17 protein-coding genes are annotated in these 16,184 nt (G+C 39.4%); 2 read left to right on the plus strand and 15 right to left on the minus strand.

Features of this window, described 5'->3' with window-relative positions:
* Window positions 1-20: 20 nt before the first annotated feature.
* Window positions 21-1,079: a BMP family lipoprotein gene (locus NY10_RS03350; protein ID WP_058918661.1), complete on the minus strand. Its 1,059-nt coding sequence runs from the start codon at window positions 1,077-1,079 to the stop codon at window positions 21-23.
* A 376-nt stretch (window positions 1,080-1,455) separates the two neighbouring features.
* On the opposite strand from NY10_RS03350, the gene NY10_RS03355 reads away from it, so the two are divergent.
* Window positions 1,456-2,751: an NCS2 family permease gene (locus NY10_RS03355; protein ID WP_058918662.1), complete on the plus strand. Its 1,296-nt coding sequence runs from the start codon at window positions 1,456-1,458 to the stop codon at window positions 2,749-2,751.
* Window positions 2,752-2,817: 66 nt separating this feature from the next.
* On the opposite strand, the gene NY10_RS03360 is transcribed toward NY10_RS03355, so the two are convergent.
* The 11 genes from NY10_RS03360 to NY10_RS03410 all read right to left on the minus strand — a co-directional run bounded on the left by NY10_RS03360 (window position 2,818) and on the right by NY10_RS03410 (window position 13,178).
* Window positions 2,818-3,078, minus strand: a complete 261-nt coding sequence (locus tag NY10_RS03360; protein WP_058918663.1) for a metal-sensitive transcriptional regulator — start codon at window positions 3,076-3,078, stop codon at window positions 2,818-2,820.
* The gene (locus NY10_RS03365) at window positions 3,078-3,374 is read right to left on the minus strand and encodes a rhodanese-like domain-containing protein (RefSeq protein WP_058918664.1); all 297 of its coding nucleotides are present in this window, start codon (window positions 3,372-3,374) and stop codon (window positions 3,078-3,080) included. The genes NY10_RS03360 and NY10_RS03365 overlap by 1 nt, the downstream gene beginning before the upstream one ends.
* Window positions 3,374-5,023 (minus strand): FAD-dependent oxidoreductase, encoded by a 1,650-nt coding sequence (locus NY10_RS03370; protein WP_058918665.1) that lies wholly within the window; start codon window positions 5,021-5,023, stop codon window positions 3,374-3,376. Before NY10_RS03370 ends, NY10_RS03365 begins: the two co-directional genes overlap by 1 nt.
* Window positions 5,023-5,328, minus strand: a complete 306-nt coding sequence (locus tag NY10_RS03375) for a rhodanese-like domain-containing protein (protein WP_058918666.1) — start codon at window positions 5,326-5,328, stop codon at window positions 5,023-5,025. The genes NY10_RS03370 and NY10_RS03375 overlap by 1 nt, the downstream gene beginning before the upstream one ends.
* A 43-nt stretch (window positions 5,329-5,371) precedes the next feature.
* A complete protein-coding gene (yidD, locus tag NY10_RS03380; protein ID WP_058918667.1) occupies window positions 5,372-5,614 on the minus strand; it encodes a membrane protein insertion efficiency factor YidD in 243 nt (80 codons plus the stop codon).
* Window positions 5,615-5,724: 110 nt separating this feature from the next.
* Window positions 5,725-7,470 (minus strand): ABC transporter ATP-binding protein, encoded by a 1,746-nt coding sequence (locus tag NY10_RS03385; protein ID WP_058918668.1) that lies wholly within the window; start codon window positions 7,468-7,470, stop codon window positions 5,725-5,727.
* Window positions 7,457-9,211, minus strand: a complete 1,755-nt coding sequence (locus tag NY10_RS03390) for an ABC transporter ATP-binding protein (protein ID WP_058918669.1) — start codon at window positions 9,209-9,211, stop codon at window positions 7,457-7,459. The genes NY10_RS03385 and NY10_RS03390 overlap by 14 nt, the downstream gene beginning before the upstream one ends.
* 140 nt (window positions 9,212-9,351) lie before the next feature.
* Entirely contained in the window at window positions 9,352-9,861 is a 510-nt protein-coding gene (trmL, locus tag NY10_RS03395; protein ID WP_058918670.1) for a tRNA (uridine(34)/cytosine(34)/5-carboxymethylaminomethyluridine(34)-2'-O)-methyltransferase TrmL, read from the minus strand.
* A gap of 21 nt (window positions 9,862-9,882) precedes the next feature.
* Entirely contained in the window at window positions 9,883-11,043 is a 1,161-nt protein-coding gene (queG, locus tag NY10_RS03400; RefSeq protein WP_058920224.1) for a tRNA epoxyqueuosine(34) reductase QueG, read from the minus strand.
* A 384-nt stretch (window positions 11,044-11,427) separates the two neighbouring features.
* Window positions 11,428-12,276 (minus strand): methyltransferase domain-containing protein, encoded by an 849-nt coding sequence (locus NY10_RS03405; protein WP_058918671.1) that lies wholly within the window; start codon window positions 12,274-12,276, stop codon window positions 11,428-11,430.
* Between the two features lie 14 nt (window positions 12,277-12,290).
* The gene (locus tag NY10_RS03410; RefSeq protein WP_058918672.1) at window positions 12,291-13,178 is read right to left on the minus strand and encodes an NAD-dependent epimerase/dehydratase family protein; all 888 of its coding nucleotides are present in this window, start codon (window positions 13,176-13,178) and stop codon (window positions 12,291-12,293) included.
* A 203-nt stretch (window positions 13,179-13,381) separates the two neighbouring features.
* Between NY10_RS03410 and NY10_RS03415 the strand changes: the two genes are divergently transcribed.
* The gene (locus NY10_RS03415; RefSeq protein ID WP_058918673.1) at window positions 13,382-13,816 is read left to right on the plus strand and encodes a DUF2188 domain-containing protein; all 435 of its coding nucleotides are present in this window, start codon (window positions 13,382-13,384) and stop codon (window positions 13,814-13,816) included.
* 211 nt (window positions 13,817-14,027) lie between these two features.
* Here the strand turns inward: NY10_RS03415 and NY10_RS03420 are convergent, their stop codons facing one another.
* The 3 genes from NY10_RS03420 to NY10_RS03430 form a co-directional block, all read right to left on the minus strand.
* A complete protein-coding gene (locus tag NY10_RS03420; protein ID WP_058918674.1) occupies window positions 14,028-14,495 on the minus strand; it encodes a gamma-glutamylcyclotransferase family protein in 468 nt (155 codons plus the stop codon).
* A 1-nt stretch (window position 14,496) separates the two neighbouring features.
* On the minus strand, window positions 14,497-15,144 hold the full coding sequence (gene pcp / locus NY10_RS03425; RefSeq protein ID WP_058918675.1) for a pyroglutamyl-peptidase I: 648 nt from the start codon (window positions 15,142-15,144) through the stop codon (window positions 14,497-14,499).
* Window positions 15,145-15,258: 114 nt separating this feature from the next.
* A complete protein-coding gene (locus tag NY10_RS03430) occupies window positions 15,259-16,182 on the minus strand; it encodes a DUF979 domain-containing protein (RefSeq protein WP_058918676.1) in 924 nt (307 codons plus the stop codon).
* Between the last annotated feature and the right edge of the window lie 2 nt (window positions 16,183-16,184).

Raw genomic sequence — 16,184 nt, forward strand, 5'->3', positions numbered from 1 at the left:
GGTTCTTTTGTTCCATCAGATTAGTTTTCTGGTTTTTCAGCAATGCTGATAGTTTCATCTATAATTTGTTGTTTGAATTCAGTAATTTTTTTCAATGCTTCTTCAGATAATTGTCCCTCTGTCAGGCCAACTCCATCTTCAGCCAAGCCATAGTTCAGTACTTCTCCGCCAGGAAATTCTCCATCAGCTGAACGATTGGCAATATCTTGAATAGCGTTACCTGTTTGTTTCAATGTCGAAGTTAGTGTCACACTTCCATCATTGTATTGTCCTTCTTCAGTTTGATCACGATCTGCTCCGATGACCCATAGTTTTTCATTCGGTTTCGCATTCATCCGGTCTTTCGCTTCAGAAAAAACTCCATTGCCAGAATCTCCAGCTGCTTGGTAGATTACATCTGCTCCATTGGTATACATAGCTGCTGCAATGGCTTTGCCTTTTGCAGAATCAGCGAAAGAACCTACATACTCAACCCGTACTTCAGCTTCTGGGTTAGACATCTTCACACCTTGGATGAACCCGGCTTCGAAACGATCAACTGCCTCAGATTCTTGTCCGCCAATAAACCCGACTTGGTTAGAAATCGTCGTTTCGCCAGCTGCAACACCCGCTAAGAATGCTGATTCATTATCTTTAAAAACTAGTGAAGCAACGTTATCCATTGACGGCATCTCAACATCGATGATCGCAAAGTTCGTTTCTGGGTATTCTGGTGCTACGTCTGTTAGAGCTTCCGTTAACTTGAATCCCATCGCCACAACTGTATCAAAACCATTATTAGACAACGTCTGCAAGTTCATCGTATAATCGGATGCTGATTCTGCTTGAATGTAATCATAACCTTTGATGCCTTTTTCCATCCCATGTTCCTTACCCCAAGCTTGAAGACCTTCCCAAGCAGCTTGGTTAAACGATTTGTCATCAATTCCGCTAAAATCAGAAACTAAGCCAACAGTTTTTACTTCTGAAGCATCAGATGAACCACTCGCATTGGCAGAATCGTTTGCTCCGCATGCCCCTAATACCAAACTTACACTTAGACCAACTACGATTAAACTTAATGAACGTTGCTTTTTCACTTTATATACCCTCCAGCAATTTTATTTTCCTCTTGTTTACTTCTTTATCCTACCATTTCACCTAAGCCGTTGTAAAGCTAAAAAAACGATATATAAATAAAATAGTTGATTTAATGTTCGTGTTTAAAGGTGAAAAAGCCAACTAACTCTTCTTTTAAAATAATTTCGGCTTATTTTGAGGAACGTTTTACTTTCAGAGCCAATTGTGTTCCACCCAAGACTAATCGAAAAAATTTTGTTCTTATCCTTTTATAGGTTAAAGCGAACAGTTTTTCAGTTCTCTTATATAAAAAACCAACTCTTTATTGCATTCAACTGGAAAAAGAATTATGATGATAAATGGTGCATTTTCATATTTTATTAGGAGGAAAGTATTTTGAATAAATTCTTTCAGTTAGAAAAACATAACACAACGGTCCAAACAGAAATCCTAGCAGGTTTGACAACGTTTTTGACAATGGCTTATATCATTGTAGTCAATCCCGTGATTTTATCTGCAGCCGGTATCCCCTTTAATCAAATTTTTATGGCAACCATTGTATCAGCGGTTGTTGGAACCACATGGATGGCTTTAGCTGCTAACTATCCCATTGGTGTAGCGCCTGGTTTAGGTTTAAATGCTTATTTTGTAACAGTGGTTGCTGGTGGAGTTGATTACAAAACAGCTTTTTCTTCCGTCTTCGTAGCCGGTGTCATCTTCTTATTGCTGTCGTTCACAACATTTAGAGAAAAACTGATTGGTGCCATTCCAGAAACCTTGAAATCTGCTATTACAGCTGGTATCGGTCTGTTTATCGCCTTTGTTGGCTTGCGTTTATCAGGTGTGGTCGTCGGTGATCCAGAGAATATCGTTGCCTTAGGAGATTTACATAATCCAGCTGTTCTTTTGACATTGTTCGGTATTATGCTAAGCGTTGTTTTAACGATTTTAAATGTCAAAGGGGCTCTTTTCATTGGAATGGTTGTTATTACTCTCATCAGCTATTTTATGGGACTGATTCAATTCGATGGTTTAGTAGCTATGCCTGATTTTGGTTCTGATTTGATGATTACAAATCCTATCACACCTTTTATCGATATTGCTTCTAATGGTTTGTATGGCGCGGTCATTTCTTTCTTATTGATCACTATTTTTGATACGACTGGCACTATGATCGGCGTGACCAAAAGAGCTGGCTTAATGAAAGACGGAAAACTGGAAAATGCTAAGCAAGCCTTGCTTTCTGATGCAATCGGCACGACTGTTGGTTCTATTTTCGGAACGAGTCCAACAACTGCTTTTGCAGAATCTGGAACAGGTGTTGCTGCCGGCGGCCGTACAGGTTTAACCGCTTTGACCATTGCTGTTCTCTTTGCTTTATCCAGCTTTTTTTACCCGCTGTTTAGTGTTATTTCGAGTGTTTCAGCCATCACTTCTCCTGCTTTAGTCATTGTGGGTACATTTATGATGGCCAGTACAGCTGAAATCAAGTGGTCTGATTTTTCTGAAGCTTTTCCAGCGTTTATTGTTATTTTATCTATGCCGCTGACCGGAAGCATTGCAACGGGTCTGGCTTTAGGGTTCATCACTTATCCCATTACAAAAGCTGTCAAAGGACAAGCAAAAACGGTCCACCCGTTTGTTTACATCTTTGCCGTCTTGTTCTTTATTCAATTGTTTTTCTTAGCGTAAATAGATTGCTACAGACAAAAAATACCGTTAACGACTAAACAAGCTGTCGTTAACGGTATTTTTTTGTTACCTGCTTTTAACCAACAAATCAATTGCTTCTTGAATGCTTTCTTCACGGCTAATGCCTTCGTTCATACTATCCGATACGCACTCTACTAAATTTTCAGCAACAATAATGCCCATTGCCCGGTCTATACTGGTACGGATAGCTGATAATTGGGTAACGATATCTTTACATTCTTGGCCTTCTTCCATCATTTTCAAAACTCCGCGCATTTGCCCTTCAGAACGTTTAATACGATTGATGACTTTTTGATTGTGTTTCATTAGATTTTTTCTCCTTTCCAGGCAGAAATTCCTCCCATAACATTCACAACTTGATAGCCTGCATCAGCTAAATAATGAGAGGCTGTTGCAGAGCGGCCACCTGAATGGCACATGATATAATATTCTTTGTTTTTATCTAAGCTGTCCAAGTTCTCTGGCAAATCATTCAGCGGGATATGAATGGCTCCTTTTAAATGTCCTGCAGAAAATTCATGATCTTCCCTCACATCGATCAATGGCAGGGATGCTTTATTCCATTTTTGTTCGAATTCTGGTATTGAAATTGATTTATACATTATTTCTCCACCTTTCCGGGCCTAACAACTGAATACAGACTGAAGGCTCCATCTAAATTTATTGCTTGGAAACCATTTTGCTTTAAAATTCGTTCTGCAATATAGCTGCGTAAGCCACTTTGACAACTGACGATCAACGGCTGTTCTTTTGATAATTCATCTAAACGACTCCGCAAAGAATCTAGCGGAATATTGATTGAGCCTTCTAAACGCCCTTGAGCGACTTCATTTGGGTTACGAACATCTAACAGCAAATAGCCTTCAGCTTGCTTTTGTTCTAGTTCATACCATTGAATAGATTCCGACAATCCTTCAAGAATGTTTAATGCAGCATAACCGGCCATATTTACTGGATCTTTAGCTGAACCAAAAGGCGGGGCATAAGTAAATTCCAACTCCGGTAAATCCTCTACCGTTAGCCCAGCTTTGATAGCGGTCGCCAAAATATCTATTCGTTTATCAGCACCATCTGGTCCGATTGCTTGAGCACCGTAGATTTTACCCGTTACTGGGTGGAACAGCAATTTTAACAATAAATTCTGTGCGTTTGGAAAATAACCAGCATGGCTCTTTCCTTGCACATGAACGCTGTCATAATTTTCTCCAGCTTGCTGTAATTGGCGTTCAGAAAGTCCTGTTGAAGCAGCAACTTGATTAAAGACACGAACGATTGCTGTGCCGATACTGCCCTTATTTTTCCTTGGCAATCCGCTAATGATATCTGCAACTTGCCGCCCTTGGCGATTAGCGGGAGAGGCTAATGCAATCAATGCGTCATTACCTGTTATTTGTTGTTTGACAATAATGGCATCTCCAACAGCATAAATGTCTTTTTGACTTGTTTGGTATTCCTCATCTACCACAATACCATTGCGCAAGCCTGTCTTGATACCAGCTGTTTCAGCTAAGCTTGACTCCGGCTGAACCCCAACAGACATGAGAGTCAATTCACTTTTAATTTTTTCGCCGCTTTCTAAAACGACAACTTGTCCTTCATTTTTAAATGCCGTTACAGAGTTTCCGGTTAACACGCGTACGCCATTCTCGGCTAATTCCTTAGCAATATAAGCTGCCATTTCTTCATCTAAGGGCGGCAAAACATGTGGTGCTTTCTCAATAAGAGTTACTTTGATTCCGCGAGCTGCTAAGCTTTCGGTCATTTCTAAACCGATAAAACCAGCACCGACAACAACTGCTTCTGTCGGCTGGTGTGTGTCAATGTAGTTAGTGATGTCATCGACATCTGGAACAGAGCGTAAAGTGAAAAGATTTTTAGCTTCAGTTAAACCAGGCGCAGGCGGAATAAAAGGCTTCGCTCCGGTAGATAAAATCAATTTATCATAAGTTAATTCGTAGTTTCCTTTATCTGACTGTACGGACACGCTTTTTCGTTCAGGATCAACAGCTGTTGCTTCACTAAAGGGACGAACATCCAATTCAAAACGAGCTTGTAATTGTTGAGGTGTCTGCACCAACAAGTCAGACCGATTTTCAATTTCGCCTGCTACATAATAAGGTAAGCCACAATTAGCAAAAGAAACATAAGGACCTTTTTCTAGTACAATAATTTCTGCTTTTTCGTTTAACCGTCTTAAGCGAGTAGCTGCAGACATTCCCCCAGCTACTCCGCCAATAATAACAATACGCATTATAATTTTCCTCCTCTTGTTTGGCCTGTCCAAGACGACATGCCGCCACGGACATTCACGACATCATATCCTTTTGACAATAGCAGTTTAGCCGCTCTCTTACTCCGCATGCCTGACTGGCAAATAATGTACGTCTTTCCTTTTGGCGTATAACTGCTTACTTTTCCAAGGGGAATATTTCTCGCTCCAGGAATATGCCCGGCACTAAACTCATTTGGTTCGCGGACATCTAGGATTTGCGGTTTTTCAGCTAACTTGCTGCTTAATTCATTTATCGTGATTGATGGTGTACGTTTAAAAAACATTTTTTTCCTCCTGAAAAGTGCCTATTTATACAGCACTCGATTTTTATTTTGTCTGATTCCGTTTTAAGGTAAACTTATCAGGAACTGGATCAAATCCACCTTTAACAAATGGATGGCACCTCAAAATTCTCGCTGTCCCCATCACTGTTCCTTTTAATGCCCCATGGCGTTCAATTGCTTCTATGGCGTAACTAGAACAAGTAGGATAATACCGGCAGGTCGGCGGAAATAATGGAGAAATCCCTTTTTGATACCCTTTGATGCCTGTAATCAGTACTTTTTTCATATCTCTTCCTCGCCTTCTTAAAATCATTATACCCCCATAGGTATATAATGTAAAGCTCAAAAAAAAGAACCCTCTCCATTCCTTACAGTTCGATGAAGAGGAAGCTCTTGCTAGGCTTTTTTCTGTTTGGCTTGTGTCCGGTACATCTGAGCATACTGGCCATTTAATTTTAAAAGTGATTCATGTGTGCCTCTTTCAGCAATCATTCCTTTATCCATCACCAATATTTGGTCCGCATATTGAATGGTCGATAAACGGTGGGCAATAATGAATGTCGTTCTGCCTTCTTTAACCACCGACATCGCATGCTGAATCATCTCTTCTGTTTCAGTATCAATATTTGAAGTTGCTTCATCCAAAATCAAAATAGCCGGGTCAAATGCCAAAGCACGTGCGAATGAAATCAATTGTCGTTGTCCAGAAGATAAAGTAGCACCTTTATCCACTACCGGTTCATCTATTCCTTGCGGCATATTCTGTAATAAAATATCCCCTCCTACGGCTTCAATAGCTTGTCTGACTCTTTCTCGTGTAATTTCTTTATTTCCTAAAGAAACATTCGATGCAATCGTTCCTTTAAATAAATAAGGATCTTGCAGAACGATTCCCATTTGTTTTCGAACGCTTTTTCTTGAAACAGAAGTTGTTGCTACACTATCTAAATAAATAGCGCCTTTTGCAGGGTCGTAAAAACGGAAAAGTAAGTTCATGATCGAACTTTTTCCTGAGCCAGTATGTCCAACCAAAGCAACGGTTTCTCCTTGTTTTGTTGTAAAACTAATGTCGTTTAAAACGTACTTTTCTTCCTCATATGCGAAAGAAACGTGATCAAAAGTCACTTCCCCTTTTGTAAGAATCAATTCTTTCTTTTCTTCAACTTCCATTGGCGTTTCACGCAGCTCAAAGATTCTTTCAGCAGAAACTAAAGCCGTTTGCAGGTAAGCCCACTGAGAAACAATTCCTTGTATCGGTTGAAATAAGCGAGTGGTATAATCGACAAAAACATATAATAGCCCTACACTAACAACCAATGAACCAGCAAGATAGCCTCTGCCAAAGTATAAAACTAGCAGCAATAAAGAAAAATTCTTGATTACTTCCACAAAACTGTAAGAAGCGATCGAATCCAGCATAGTAAACTTTTGACTGTAATCAAACCATTCTTCGTTGGTTTCGTCAAACTCTTTTTCAATTGTCGTTTCTTGTTGAAACGCTTGGATAATAGACATTCCCTGAATCGATTCGTTTAACTTGCCATTAACTTCGCCAATCAAGTGACGGATTTTTTTATTGTAAGGCGCCGCATATTTTTGGTAAATAACTGCCCAAAAAATAAAGACAGGTACCAACGCTAATGCAGCTAAACCATAAACAGGATTTAAACGGCCTAAAGCCACATAGATACCGATTAAATAACAGAAATTGGTCAACATCTGACCAACCGCAATGACATAAAAAATTCGGAGCTGTTCCGTATCATTCGTGATACGCGAAACTACTTTCCCAGCAGCTAGATTATCAAAAAAATGAATCGGCAAATGTTGAACATGGTCATATAATTCGTCTCGCATTGATCGAATCACGGTATTTGCTCCGATGGTCAACGCTAAAAAACTAAGGTAGCGGAAAATTGCCGTAAGCACCGCCAGCCCTAGAAACAATCCTAAAAATTGAATCAGCAAATTTACGTCAAGCGTCCCTTTCAAAGAAGGCGCGATGATATCATCAATCACACGACGGATAATCAGAGGTCCTGCTAAGTCAGTGGCTACCGCTAAGACCAATAAAACCATTCCTATTAAAAAATGCCATTTTTTGATCATTGAATAAGACCACAACATTTTAATCGTCTTCATTTTTTTCACCCTCTTCTTTTAAGCGTTGGCGAAGAAATTGCTCTTTATACCAACCGTCTTTTTCAATCAGCTCGTGATGTGTGCCTTTTTCAATGATTCGGCCATTTTCTAACACAATGATTTGTTGAGCATGATAAACAGAAGATAAGCGATGAGTTGTGATAATAGTCGTCTTATCCTTTCTAGCGGTTTGGATATTGCGAATGATTTGTTGCTCTGTTCGGGCATCTACTGCTGAAAGCGGATCATCTAAAATTAAAATAGCAGGTTTTTTTAACAATGCTCGTGCGATGGAAATCCGTTGTTTTTGTCCTCCTGAAAGAGCTACTCCCCGTTCTCCGATTAGTGTGTCTAATCCTTCTGGCATGCGGCTTAAATCCTCTTCAAAACTCGCCAGACGAACGGCTTCCATGACTTCGTTTTCTGAAGCTGCTAGCTTTCCAAAGGCAATGTTTTCACGAATCGAACGGGAAAATAAGATATGGTCTTGGGGAACGTATCCAATTTTAGAATACAGTTGGTTCTGCTCCAATTCTTCTATCGGAAAACTGCCAATAGTCACGTTGCCAGAACCCGATGGATACTCCAGCAACAACTGTCGAATAAAGGTCGTCTTTCCGCTTCCAGTTTTTCCAACGATTCCCAATGTCGTTCCTTCCGGTATAGTGATATCCACGTGATTCAAATTAATGGATTTAGACGCTGGGTAACGAAAAACAAGATCATCAAAATGCACCGACTCATTAGCGGTCATTTCACGAGTCCCTGCTTTCCCCATATTATCCCCAGCTCTCAAAACTTCTGAAACTCGGTCCATTGATGCATTTCCTTGCTGCAGCAAGTTGATCAATTCGCCAATGGACTGAATCGGCCACACCAACATACTAAGATAAACTTGAAAAGAAACCAAACGTCCTAAAGTAATCTCGCCTTGAGAAACTAAACGGGCTCCGAAGCCAAAAGCCAGCACATAACTGATTCCTAAAAGGATTTTGATGAGAGGCTGAAACATGGAGTTTATTTTAGCTACGGCTATATTTTTTTGTAAAACTTCTTCTGTTTTTCGATTAAATTCATTCATCATCGACTCTTCTTGTACGTAGGCTCGCACCACACGCACACCTTCTACTGCTTCTAACACCTCATCATTGATTTCAGCAAAAGCATCTTGGGAAGCTTTATAGCGCACATGTACCTTATCGCCCAGTCTTTTCAGCAAATAACCTAATAACGGCAAAGGCAATATGCAAGCAAGCGTTAACTTCCAAGAAACAGAAAAAAACATCGTCGCTAAAATAAAACTAAGAAAAGCAGTAGAATCCATTGTGATCATAATGCCGTAACCGGCCATTTCAGAAATAGCATCCAAATCATTGGTCGCTCGTGCCATCAAATCACCTGTTCGAAATTTTTCATAAAATACTGCCCGCATATTCAGAAAATGCTTCATTAACTGCTTTCGCAATTGTCTCGTTAAAACATTTCTTCCTCCAAACAACTGGTAGCCCCAAAAAATCTCGATTCCGTAAGAAACGACCACAGAAAAAATAAATCCTACAGTTAACTTGCCTAACGCTCCGCTAGTCAAACGATTTAAATAAATTCCATCGATTACCTTTCCAATAATAAATGGCGGAATCAAAACAAGTCCGTTACCAATCATCATCATAAAAATAGCCCACCCATAACGCTGTTTATGCTCCAAGAAAAAAGGCATTAATTTTTTAAATAAATCAAACATAAAAAAACCTCTTCCTGTTGTTCACGAATTTTTCTTTATTGTAGCCTTTATAGAAAACGTTCACAAGAAGAATACTCCTTTTTTGCTACAAAAAAAGACCATTAAAAGAATGCTTCTTCTTTTAATGGTCTCACTTTAAATTAATCAAGTTTGTCGTTTTGATAGTGATGCGTCAATTCCATATTTACAAAGTTTTGTTGACGCAAAGCTTCATAAATCAAAATGGCAGCTGTATTTGATAGATTCAAAGAACGGATATGGGTATCGTCCATTGGGATTCTCAAACAGTCTTCTTCATGGGCACGCATAAACTCTTCAGGTAAACCTGTAGTCTCTTTGCCAAAAATAAAATAATGATCTTCTTCTGTATCAGTATAGTCGACCTCGCTATAAATACGATGTCCGAATTTTGTGATTAGATGCAGTTGACCGTTTTTCGCGTGATCTAAAAATGCATCTAAATCAGCATGATAGGTGATATTGACGTCATTCCAGTAATCTAAGCCAGCTCTTTTTAAATGCTTGTCATCTGTTAAAAAACCTAAAGGTTCAATTAAGTGAAGATGTGTATTGGTACCTGCGCAAGTTCTAGCAATGTTTCCTGTATTTGCAGGAATTTGTGGTTCAAATAAAACGATATGATTAGCCATGTTCGGTTTTCCTCCTGAATATTAATTTCTTTTAGTTCTTTTGTCTTTGATCGCGACGACTGCTTGTTTTATTTCAAAAAATGCTTCTTTATCGGTTTCTTTTTCAAGTGCTTCTTCTAAAAATTCGATAACCATGTCGTCTTGATACGAAACTATTTTAGCAATCGACCACGCAGCTGTCCCGCGAATAACTGGACGCGGATCTCTTTCCACGCACCGCAGCAAATCCGGTAAAGCCGATTTATCGCGGTAATTCCCTAAGGCTATGATTGAATTGCGCTGCAGCGGTTTTTTCCCGCGCCACGAACCTGCCATATGCCCAAATTGTTCTTTAAATTCACGATTGCTGATACTGAGCATTGGTTTCAGCTTTGGCATCACGCTTTCCGGCTCTGGTTCCATCTCGGGATGGACATTCGCATGCTTACCCTTATTATAAGGGCAAACAATCTGGCAAATATCACAGCCGTAAATGACATGTCCCATACTGCGCCTAAATTCTTCCGGCATCATGCCTTTAGTTTGAGTTTGATAAGACAGACATTGCTTGGCATTCATCCGCCCATCCCCCAGCAATGCTCCTGTTGGGCAAGCGTCTATACAACGCGTGCAGTCACCACAACCAAAAGGAACCGTTTCATCACTGGGAAAGTCTAGATTGGTAATAATTTCTCCTAAATAAACATAAGAACCAAATTCCTCTGTGATCAACAAGCCGTTTCGCCCAATAAACCCCAATCCTGCTCGCTGAGCAACAGCTACATCAACCAATTCTCCAGTGTCGACCATTGGTTTATAAGTAACTGTATCTCCAGCTTCTTGACGGATATAATCGATTAACTGATTCATTTTTTCGCGCAAAATGTCATGGTAGTCCATACCCCATGAAGCACGAGCAAATTCTCCCCGTCTTTCCCCTTTTACACGAGGCGGCGGGTTTTCAATTTTAGTCGGATAAGCTAACGCAATCGAAATGATAGAACGCGGACTTTCAAAAATCAATTCTGGATAAATCCGTTCTTTGATGACTTTGTGTTCAAAACCGGAGTGATGCCCTTTGGCTTGTTGAGCTTCTAATTTGCTTTCTAAATCAGAAAATGGTTCAGCAGTTGTAAAGCCAATTTTATTGATACCGATTCGCTTGCTTTCTTCAATAATCTTTTCTTTAAGTGCTGTTTGCATCGCCGCCAAAAAACTCACTCCTTCCTTAACAAAGGTGTTCTATTTATTTTAGCATAATTGTTTTAAAAACGAACAAAAATTATCTTCTATAGGTAAATTAAATGGTTTGTTTTAATAAAAAAACAGTCATTAGTAAAAAAGCATAAAAAAACGCATCGCTTCGGTGTCCAGCACTGCGAAACGATACGTTAATGAAGCCTTTTTTAGTCTCACTAACTTTTATCAAAATCTGATGGATTCCTGATAAAAACGAATGAACAAAATAGCTTATACGTAATATAACATCCCTAGAGATAGGTTGCAACCCTCTGGCTTACACTTAAAGGATTGTAAGCGCTAGCCCCAAAAAACAACCTTCACATTTCAGACACATTTGTCTATTACCTAGTCAGACCCAATCAATAAACAAACGTCTACGGTGATGTACGACAATGGGTGTTCCATCGCATATTGCTTAGCAGCCTCGCTAGCTCCCCAACTTAATGGAGTCATTTTCATCAAGTCTTTAAAAGCATCATCCGTTAAAGGAAATTGATACCGAACCCGTTTGGTTTCGATTGACGAAAAGTGTTCTTTAAATTTTTTGATCACTAATTCATTAGAGTAATCTTGTCGCTCTTTTTGATCACGATAAAAAAGAGCGCGCAACTCCATTAAGTAATCTTTTTCCGGCACGACTTTTAGGACTTGACCTCCCGGCTTCAATAAGCGCTCAAATTCTTGGTAATTGGAAGGGGAGAAAATATTCAAAATGGTATCGTATTGACTCGTTGCAAAAGGCGACTGGGCTAAATCAGCCACACACCAAAAAGCGCTGGTAAAATGACTGGCAGCTAACTGAATTGCATCTTTAGAAATATCGAAACCGATTTTTTGACCTTTTAAACCTAATTTTGTTAAATAGTCGAGTTGCGAACCTTCTCCGCAGCCAACATCCAAAAGATGGCCGGTTTCTTTATTTTGTATGTGCTGATACACAGAGTCCAGTAAAGGATCAAACAAGCCTGCTTGAGCTATCTGGAACCGCGCAGTTAACATTTCTTTATCGTATTCGTTTTTTGAACCTTTCAATAAAAAATAAAGAGTTCCTTTTTTTGACAAATCAAATAAATGACCGGATTCACACCGTAAGCTTCTGTTTTCTACTTGTTGGAAAGCTTGGCGGCAAACTGGACACTGAAATAAATCCATTTGTTCGGTCAAGAATTGTGCTGCTGAATCAATTTTTTTCACATTATAGCCTCTTTCTATTCTTCTGACTCGATTGTTTTTTTCAATTGGATCATCAAGGGTTTTAACCAATCTATTAAGTTGCTTGTTGGGAAACCTTCTGCTTCAATTTTAGCGACCTTTAGGTAATAATCATGAGATACACTAAACGGCGATTGATTCTCTTGATCATTTGTATAGGACACATATGCTTTTTGGGCTAGGCTTTCTTCTAACCAATCAACAAAAGCAGCAATAGAGATAGCCTGGTCAGCGCTCGCATTGTAGATTCCGCTTTTTTTATTTTCGATCAACCATACGATTGCTTTAGCTGCTTCGCTTCCTTTAATAAAGCTTGTTTTAGCATCTTTTTGATAAAAGTAAATCGGCTTTTCTTGCAGTACTTTGCGGATATAAAAATGCAAACGTTCTGTATAATCGTCTGTATCTAACACGATCGGAATTCTTAATGCAACTACTGGGAAGCGGGCTTGTTGAAACAAAACTGCTTCAGCTTGTCGTTTGCCTTCTCCATAGGTAACTTCTTTCTTTGGATCTATCTGATAATTCCAGGGATCAAAATCAGTTTCGCTATAACCTGATTTTTCTCCTTCATAAACAGCTAAAGTAGAAGTTAAAAAATAATGTCGGATTTTCCCATTCAATTTTTCAAGAATCAAATCGGCATCTTCTTTTGTAAAGCAGATATTATCTAAGACCACATCCCACGTTTCTTGTTGAAGCGCCGACCATCCTTTATGATTTCCGTCTGCCCGATCAATAATGATCCGATTGACCTGATCTCCAAAGTCATCTGAGTGGATTCCGCGCGTAGCAATGGTTACTTCATAATTTTTTTCAAGCAGCAATTCAACAGCCTTTTTGCCAAAAAATCGTGTTCCGCCAAAAACGAGTATCTTTTTCATGGTTTCGCTCCTTTCTCTTTATCTTCTGTCTTACTATACCATTATTAAGAAACGGAATCACGGCTTAATCCGGTGAAAAATAGCATCTGCTTCACTGACGAATCTCTAACAGCTTTAAAAGCTTTATTGTTTGCCCCACTCTGTTTAGAGTGTTATAACTAAATTAAGCACAAAATATGAAAGCATTTGAAAGGATGATAACTATGCCATGGGACATGAATGATTACCCTGCTTCATTAAAAAATTTCGACCCTTTGCTCCGCAAAAAAACCATTGATATTGCTAATGCACTACTGGCAAATGGCTACAAAGACGATCGAGCTATCCCTATCGCTATTTCTCAAGCTAAAGAATGGATGGAAAATGCCAGTGATAAAGAAAAGAAGGAGCTAAAGAAAGAGTCAAATCCTAAAAAGAATGATTCTCATGACACTTCTAGCGCCAATCCGGATTTATTGGATAATCCTGTTGAGGTTTTTTATGATGAAGACCATTGGGCTGTCAAAACCAAAGACGCTAAACGCCCCAGCGACACTTATGATCAGAAAATAAAAGCTGTTTCGCGTGCCAAAGAAATTGCTGCAAATAAAGACACAAAAGTAATCATTTATAAAAAAGATGGAACCAAAGAAAAATAAGTTTTCAAAGCAGAAAAGTACTTCCTTGATCAGCGTTGCTGACACGCACCTAGGAAGTGCTTTTTTTGTTTTAACTGCATGAACTAGCGGCTGTCTGCTTCATGAAGTAGTAGCTGAAGAAACAGGCTCCCTAAATTTGCTGCATAAAAAATAGCACTAGAAGAAAGTTGCTCTTCTGGTGCTATTTTCTATTCTACAGGGAAATTTTCGGCTACTGAACAGCTTCGTTCGTCACGCTTGGCCGCCAAATGCCGTCTTTCATTACTTCGGCTTGTTGAGTAAATAGAGCGTCATTTTCTATTCGGTAAAGATAAACAAAAACTTCCTGAGCTACAAACTCCTTAGCCTGTTCCTGCCAGACTTCGACTGTCACAACACTGCGTTCGTATTCATTAGCTGGATGATTTGCTCCATGGTAACCTTCTAAACCGTCTAATTGAGACAAGGTTGCTTCATAATCCAGCAGTTCAAAGATTTCGCCATATACCCAATCCGTACTGAACTCTTCAACCAGAAGAGCTGGATACCCTTTATACGGCATATCATAAAGTGAGCCTTTTATGCGGGCACACTTTGGTTCAGCGGTGAGCACTTTGCCATCTAAATAACGTTTATAATTAAATTCGCCAGCTTTTAAACTGCCATAGACAAAAACTGGACGGATAACTTCTGCTTGCATCTTAGTGAATCGCTCCTCCTACTTCTTTTAAATCTTCTTTGCCGTCAAATGCGACGATTGCTTCTATTGCAGCTGTCAATCCTTTTGTCATATCAGTCAAATTCATAAATGGTTGATCCGCTTTGTCTACTACTTGTTCAGGGATAAAAGGCACATGAATGAATCCGCCTTTGATTTCCGGATATTTTGTATCAATTAAATACTGAACTTGATACATGATATGATTGCAGACAAATGTTCCAGCGGTGTTAGAAACGGCTCCAGGTAAACCGGCTGCTTTAATGGCTGTTACCATTGCTTTAACAGGCAATTGAGTGAAATATGCTGCATTTCCTTCTTCTTGGATCGCTTCATCAATCGGCTGATTGCCTTCATTGTCTGGGATACGGGCATCATCAATATTGATAGCTACCCGTTCAGGAGTAAGTGCAAATCGTCCTCCTGCTTGTCCGACGTTTAAAACAACGTCTGGGTTAAATTCATCAATAGCTGCTTTAACAACTTCAGCTGCTTTGCCAAATACTGTCGGAATTTCTATTTTTTTGATTTCTGCACCTTTAATGGTATCCTCTAAACCTTTGACCGCTTCAAGAGCTGGATTGATTTCTTCGCCGCCAAATGGATCAAAACCGGTTACTAATAGTTTCATGTAATGTCGTACTCCTTTCAATTGTTCCCTACTTTATGAAATTTACCATATTTACTTTTAATTAGCAAAGTTAACAGGTTTTATTTAATGAATGGTTTTATTATTATACTTTTTTTAAAATGCCCAGAAGTACATCAATACAATATGAACCACGATCATAATAATGGCAAAGGGTGCTTGTTCTTTAATAACCCCATTCGGGTTTTTCATTTCTAATAAAGCAGCTGGTAAAGCATTAAAGTTAGCAGCCATCGGTGTTAGCAACGTTCCACAAAAACCAGCAGTCAAAGCCAAAGCCCCTGCGATAACTGGATCGCCCCCTTGTGCAATAACAAAAGGCAGCCCGATTCCAGCTGTAATAACGGTAAAAGCGGCAAATCCATTTCCCATGATCATTGTAAAAATAACCATTCCTAACACATAAGCGATAACACCTAATAGCCGATTGCCTTCCGGTATAAAGGTAGAAATTCCACTTGCGATAACATCCCCAACACCTGCTGCTGTAAAAATAACGCCTAATGCTGCCAATAATTGAGGCAAAATACCCGTCGTACCGACTTGCTGGATCATCCGATCGCCTTCATCCAAAACCATTTTGGGTTTTGATTTGGTTAAGAAAATAGCAATCAGTAAGGAAACAACTGCCCCTATTCCGATTCCGACTTGTCCGCCAAGTGGTGTAAATTGTGCAATTGGAACGGCCACCACTGCTAAAGCAATAACCGGAATGAAAATTTTATTGCCTAAACGGTCACTAGCTTCTAAGGCTTTGTCTTCATCCACAGTCTTGACTTCTCCTAGACGAACTTGTTTAAACAATGTCAGTACACCCATCACCATAATCAATACGCCATCTATCATGGCTGGTATGAAGTTTCCAAAAGCAAATACGATTCCTAATAAAAGCCAGAACAATGCTGTACCAAAACGTGTTGGATGGTTTACATCTCTAAAAACTTTACTAGCTGTATAAATCAGCAATAAACCAATCACGATAAAGAAAAATTCTAGTATATTCGTTACAATGGCATCCATGG

Origin of the sequence: Carnobacterium sp. CP1 (assembly GCF_001483965.1) — a bacterium.
GTDB lineage: Bacteria > Bacillota > Bacilli > Lactobacillales > Carnobacteriaceae > Carnobacterium_A > Carnobacterium_A antarcticum.

Excerpts from the sequence above, each read along its gene's own strand:
- NY10_RS03360 (WP_058918663.1), bottom strand. The coding sequence starts at position 3,078 with ATGAAACACAATCAAAAAGTCATCAATCGTATTAAACGTTCTGAAGGG.
- NY10_RS03365 (WP_058918664.1), bottom strand. The coding sequence starts at position 3,374 with ATGTATAAATCAATTTCAATACCAGAATTCGAACAAAAATGGAATAAA.
- NY10_RS03370 (WP_058918665.1), bottom strand. The coding sequence starts at position 5,023 with ATGCGTATTGTTATTATTGGCGGAGTAGCTGGGGGAATGTCTGCAGCT.
- NY10_RS03375 (WP_058918666.1), bottom strand. The coding sequence starts at position 5,328 with ATGTTTTTTAAACGTACACCATCAATCACGATAAATGAATTAAGCAGC.
- yidD (WP_058918667.1), bottom strand. The coding sequence starts at position 5,614 with ATGAAAAAAGTACTGATTACAGGCATCAAAGGGTATCAAAAAGGGATT.
- NY10_RS03385 (WP_058918668.1), bottom strand. The coding sequence starts at position 7,470 with ATGAAGACGATTAAAATGTTGTGGTCTTATTCAATGATCAAAAAATGG.
- NY10_RS03390 (WP_058918669.1), bottom strand. The coding sequence starts at position 9,211 with ATGTTTGATTTATTTAAAAAATTAATGCCTTTTTTCTTGGAGCATAAA.
- trmL (WP_058918670.1), bottom strand. The coding sequence starts at position 9,861 with ATGGCTAATCATATCGTTTTATTTGAACCACAAATTCCTGCAAATACA.
- queG (WP_058920224.1), bottom strand. The coding sequence starts at position 11,043 with ATGCAAACAGCACTTAAAGAAAAGATTATTGAAGAAAGCAAGCGAATC.
- NY10_RS03410 (WP_058918672.1), bottom strand. The coding sequence starts at position 13,178 with ATGAAAAAGATACTCGTTTTTGGCGGAACACGATTTTTTGGCAAAAAG.
- NY10_RS03415 (WP_058918673.1), top strand. The coding sequence starts at position 13,382 with ATGCCATGGGACATGAATGATTACCCTGCTTCATTAAAAAATTTCGAC.
- NY10_RS03420 (WP_058918674.1), bottom strand. The coding sequence starts at position 14,495 with ATGCAAGCAGAAGTTATCCGTCCAGTTTTTGTCTATGGCAGTTTAAAA.
- pcp (WP_058918675.1), bottom strand. The coding sequence starts at position 15,144 with ATGAAACTATTAGTAACCGGTTTTGATCCATTTGGCGGCGAAGAAATC.
- NY10_RS03430 (WP_058918676.1), bottom strand. The coding sequence starts at position 16,182 with ATGGATGCCATTGTAACGAATATACTAGAATTTTTCTTTATCGTGATT.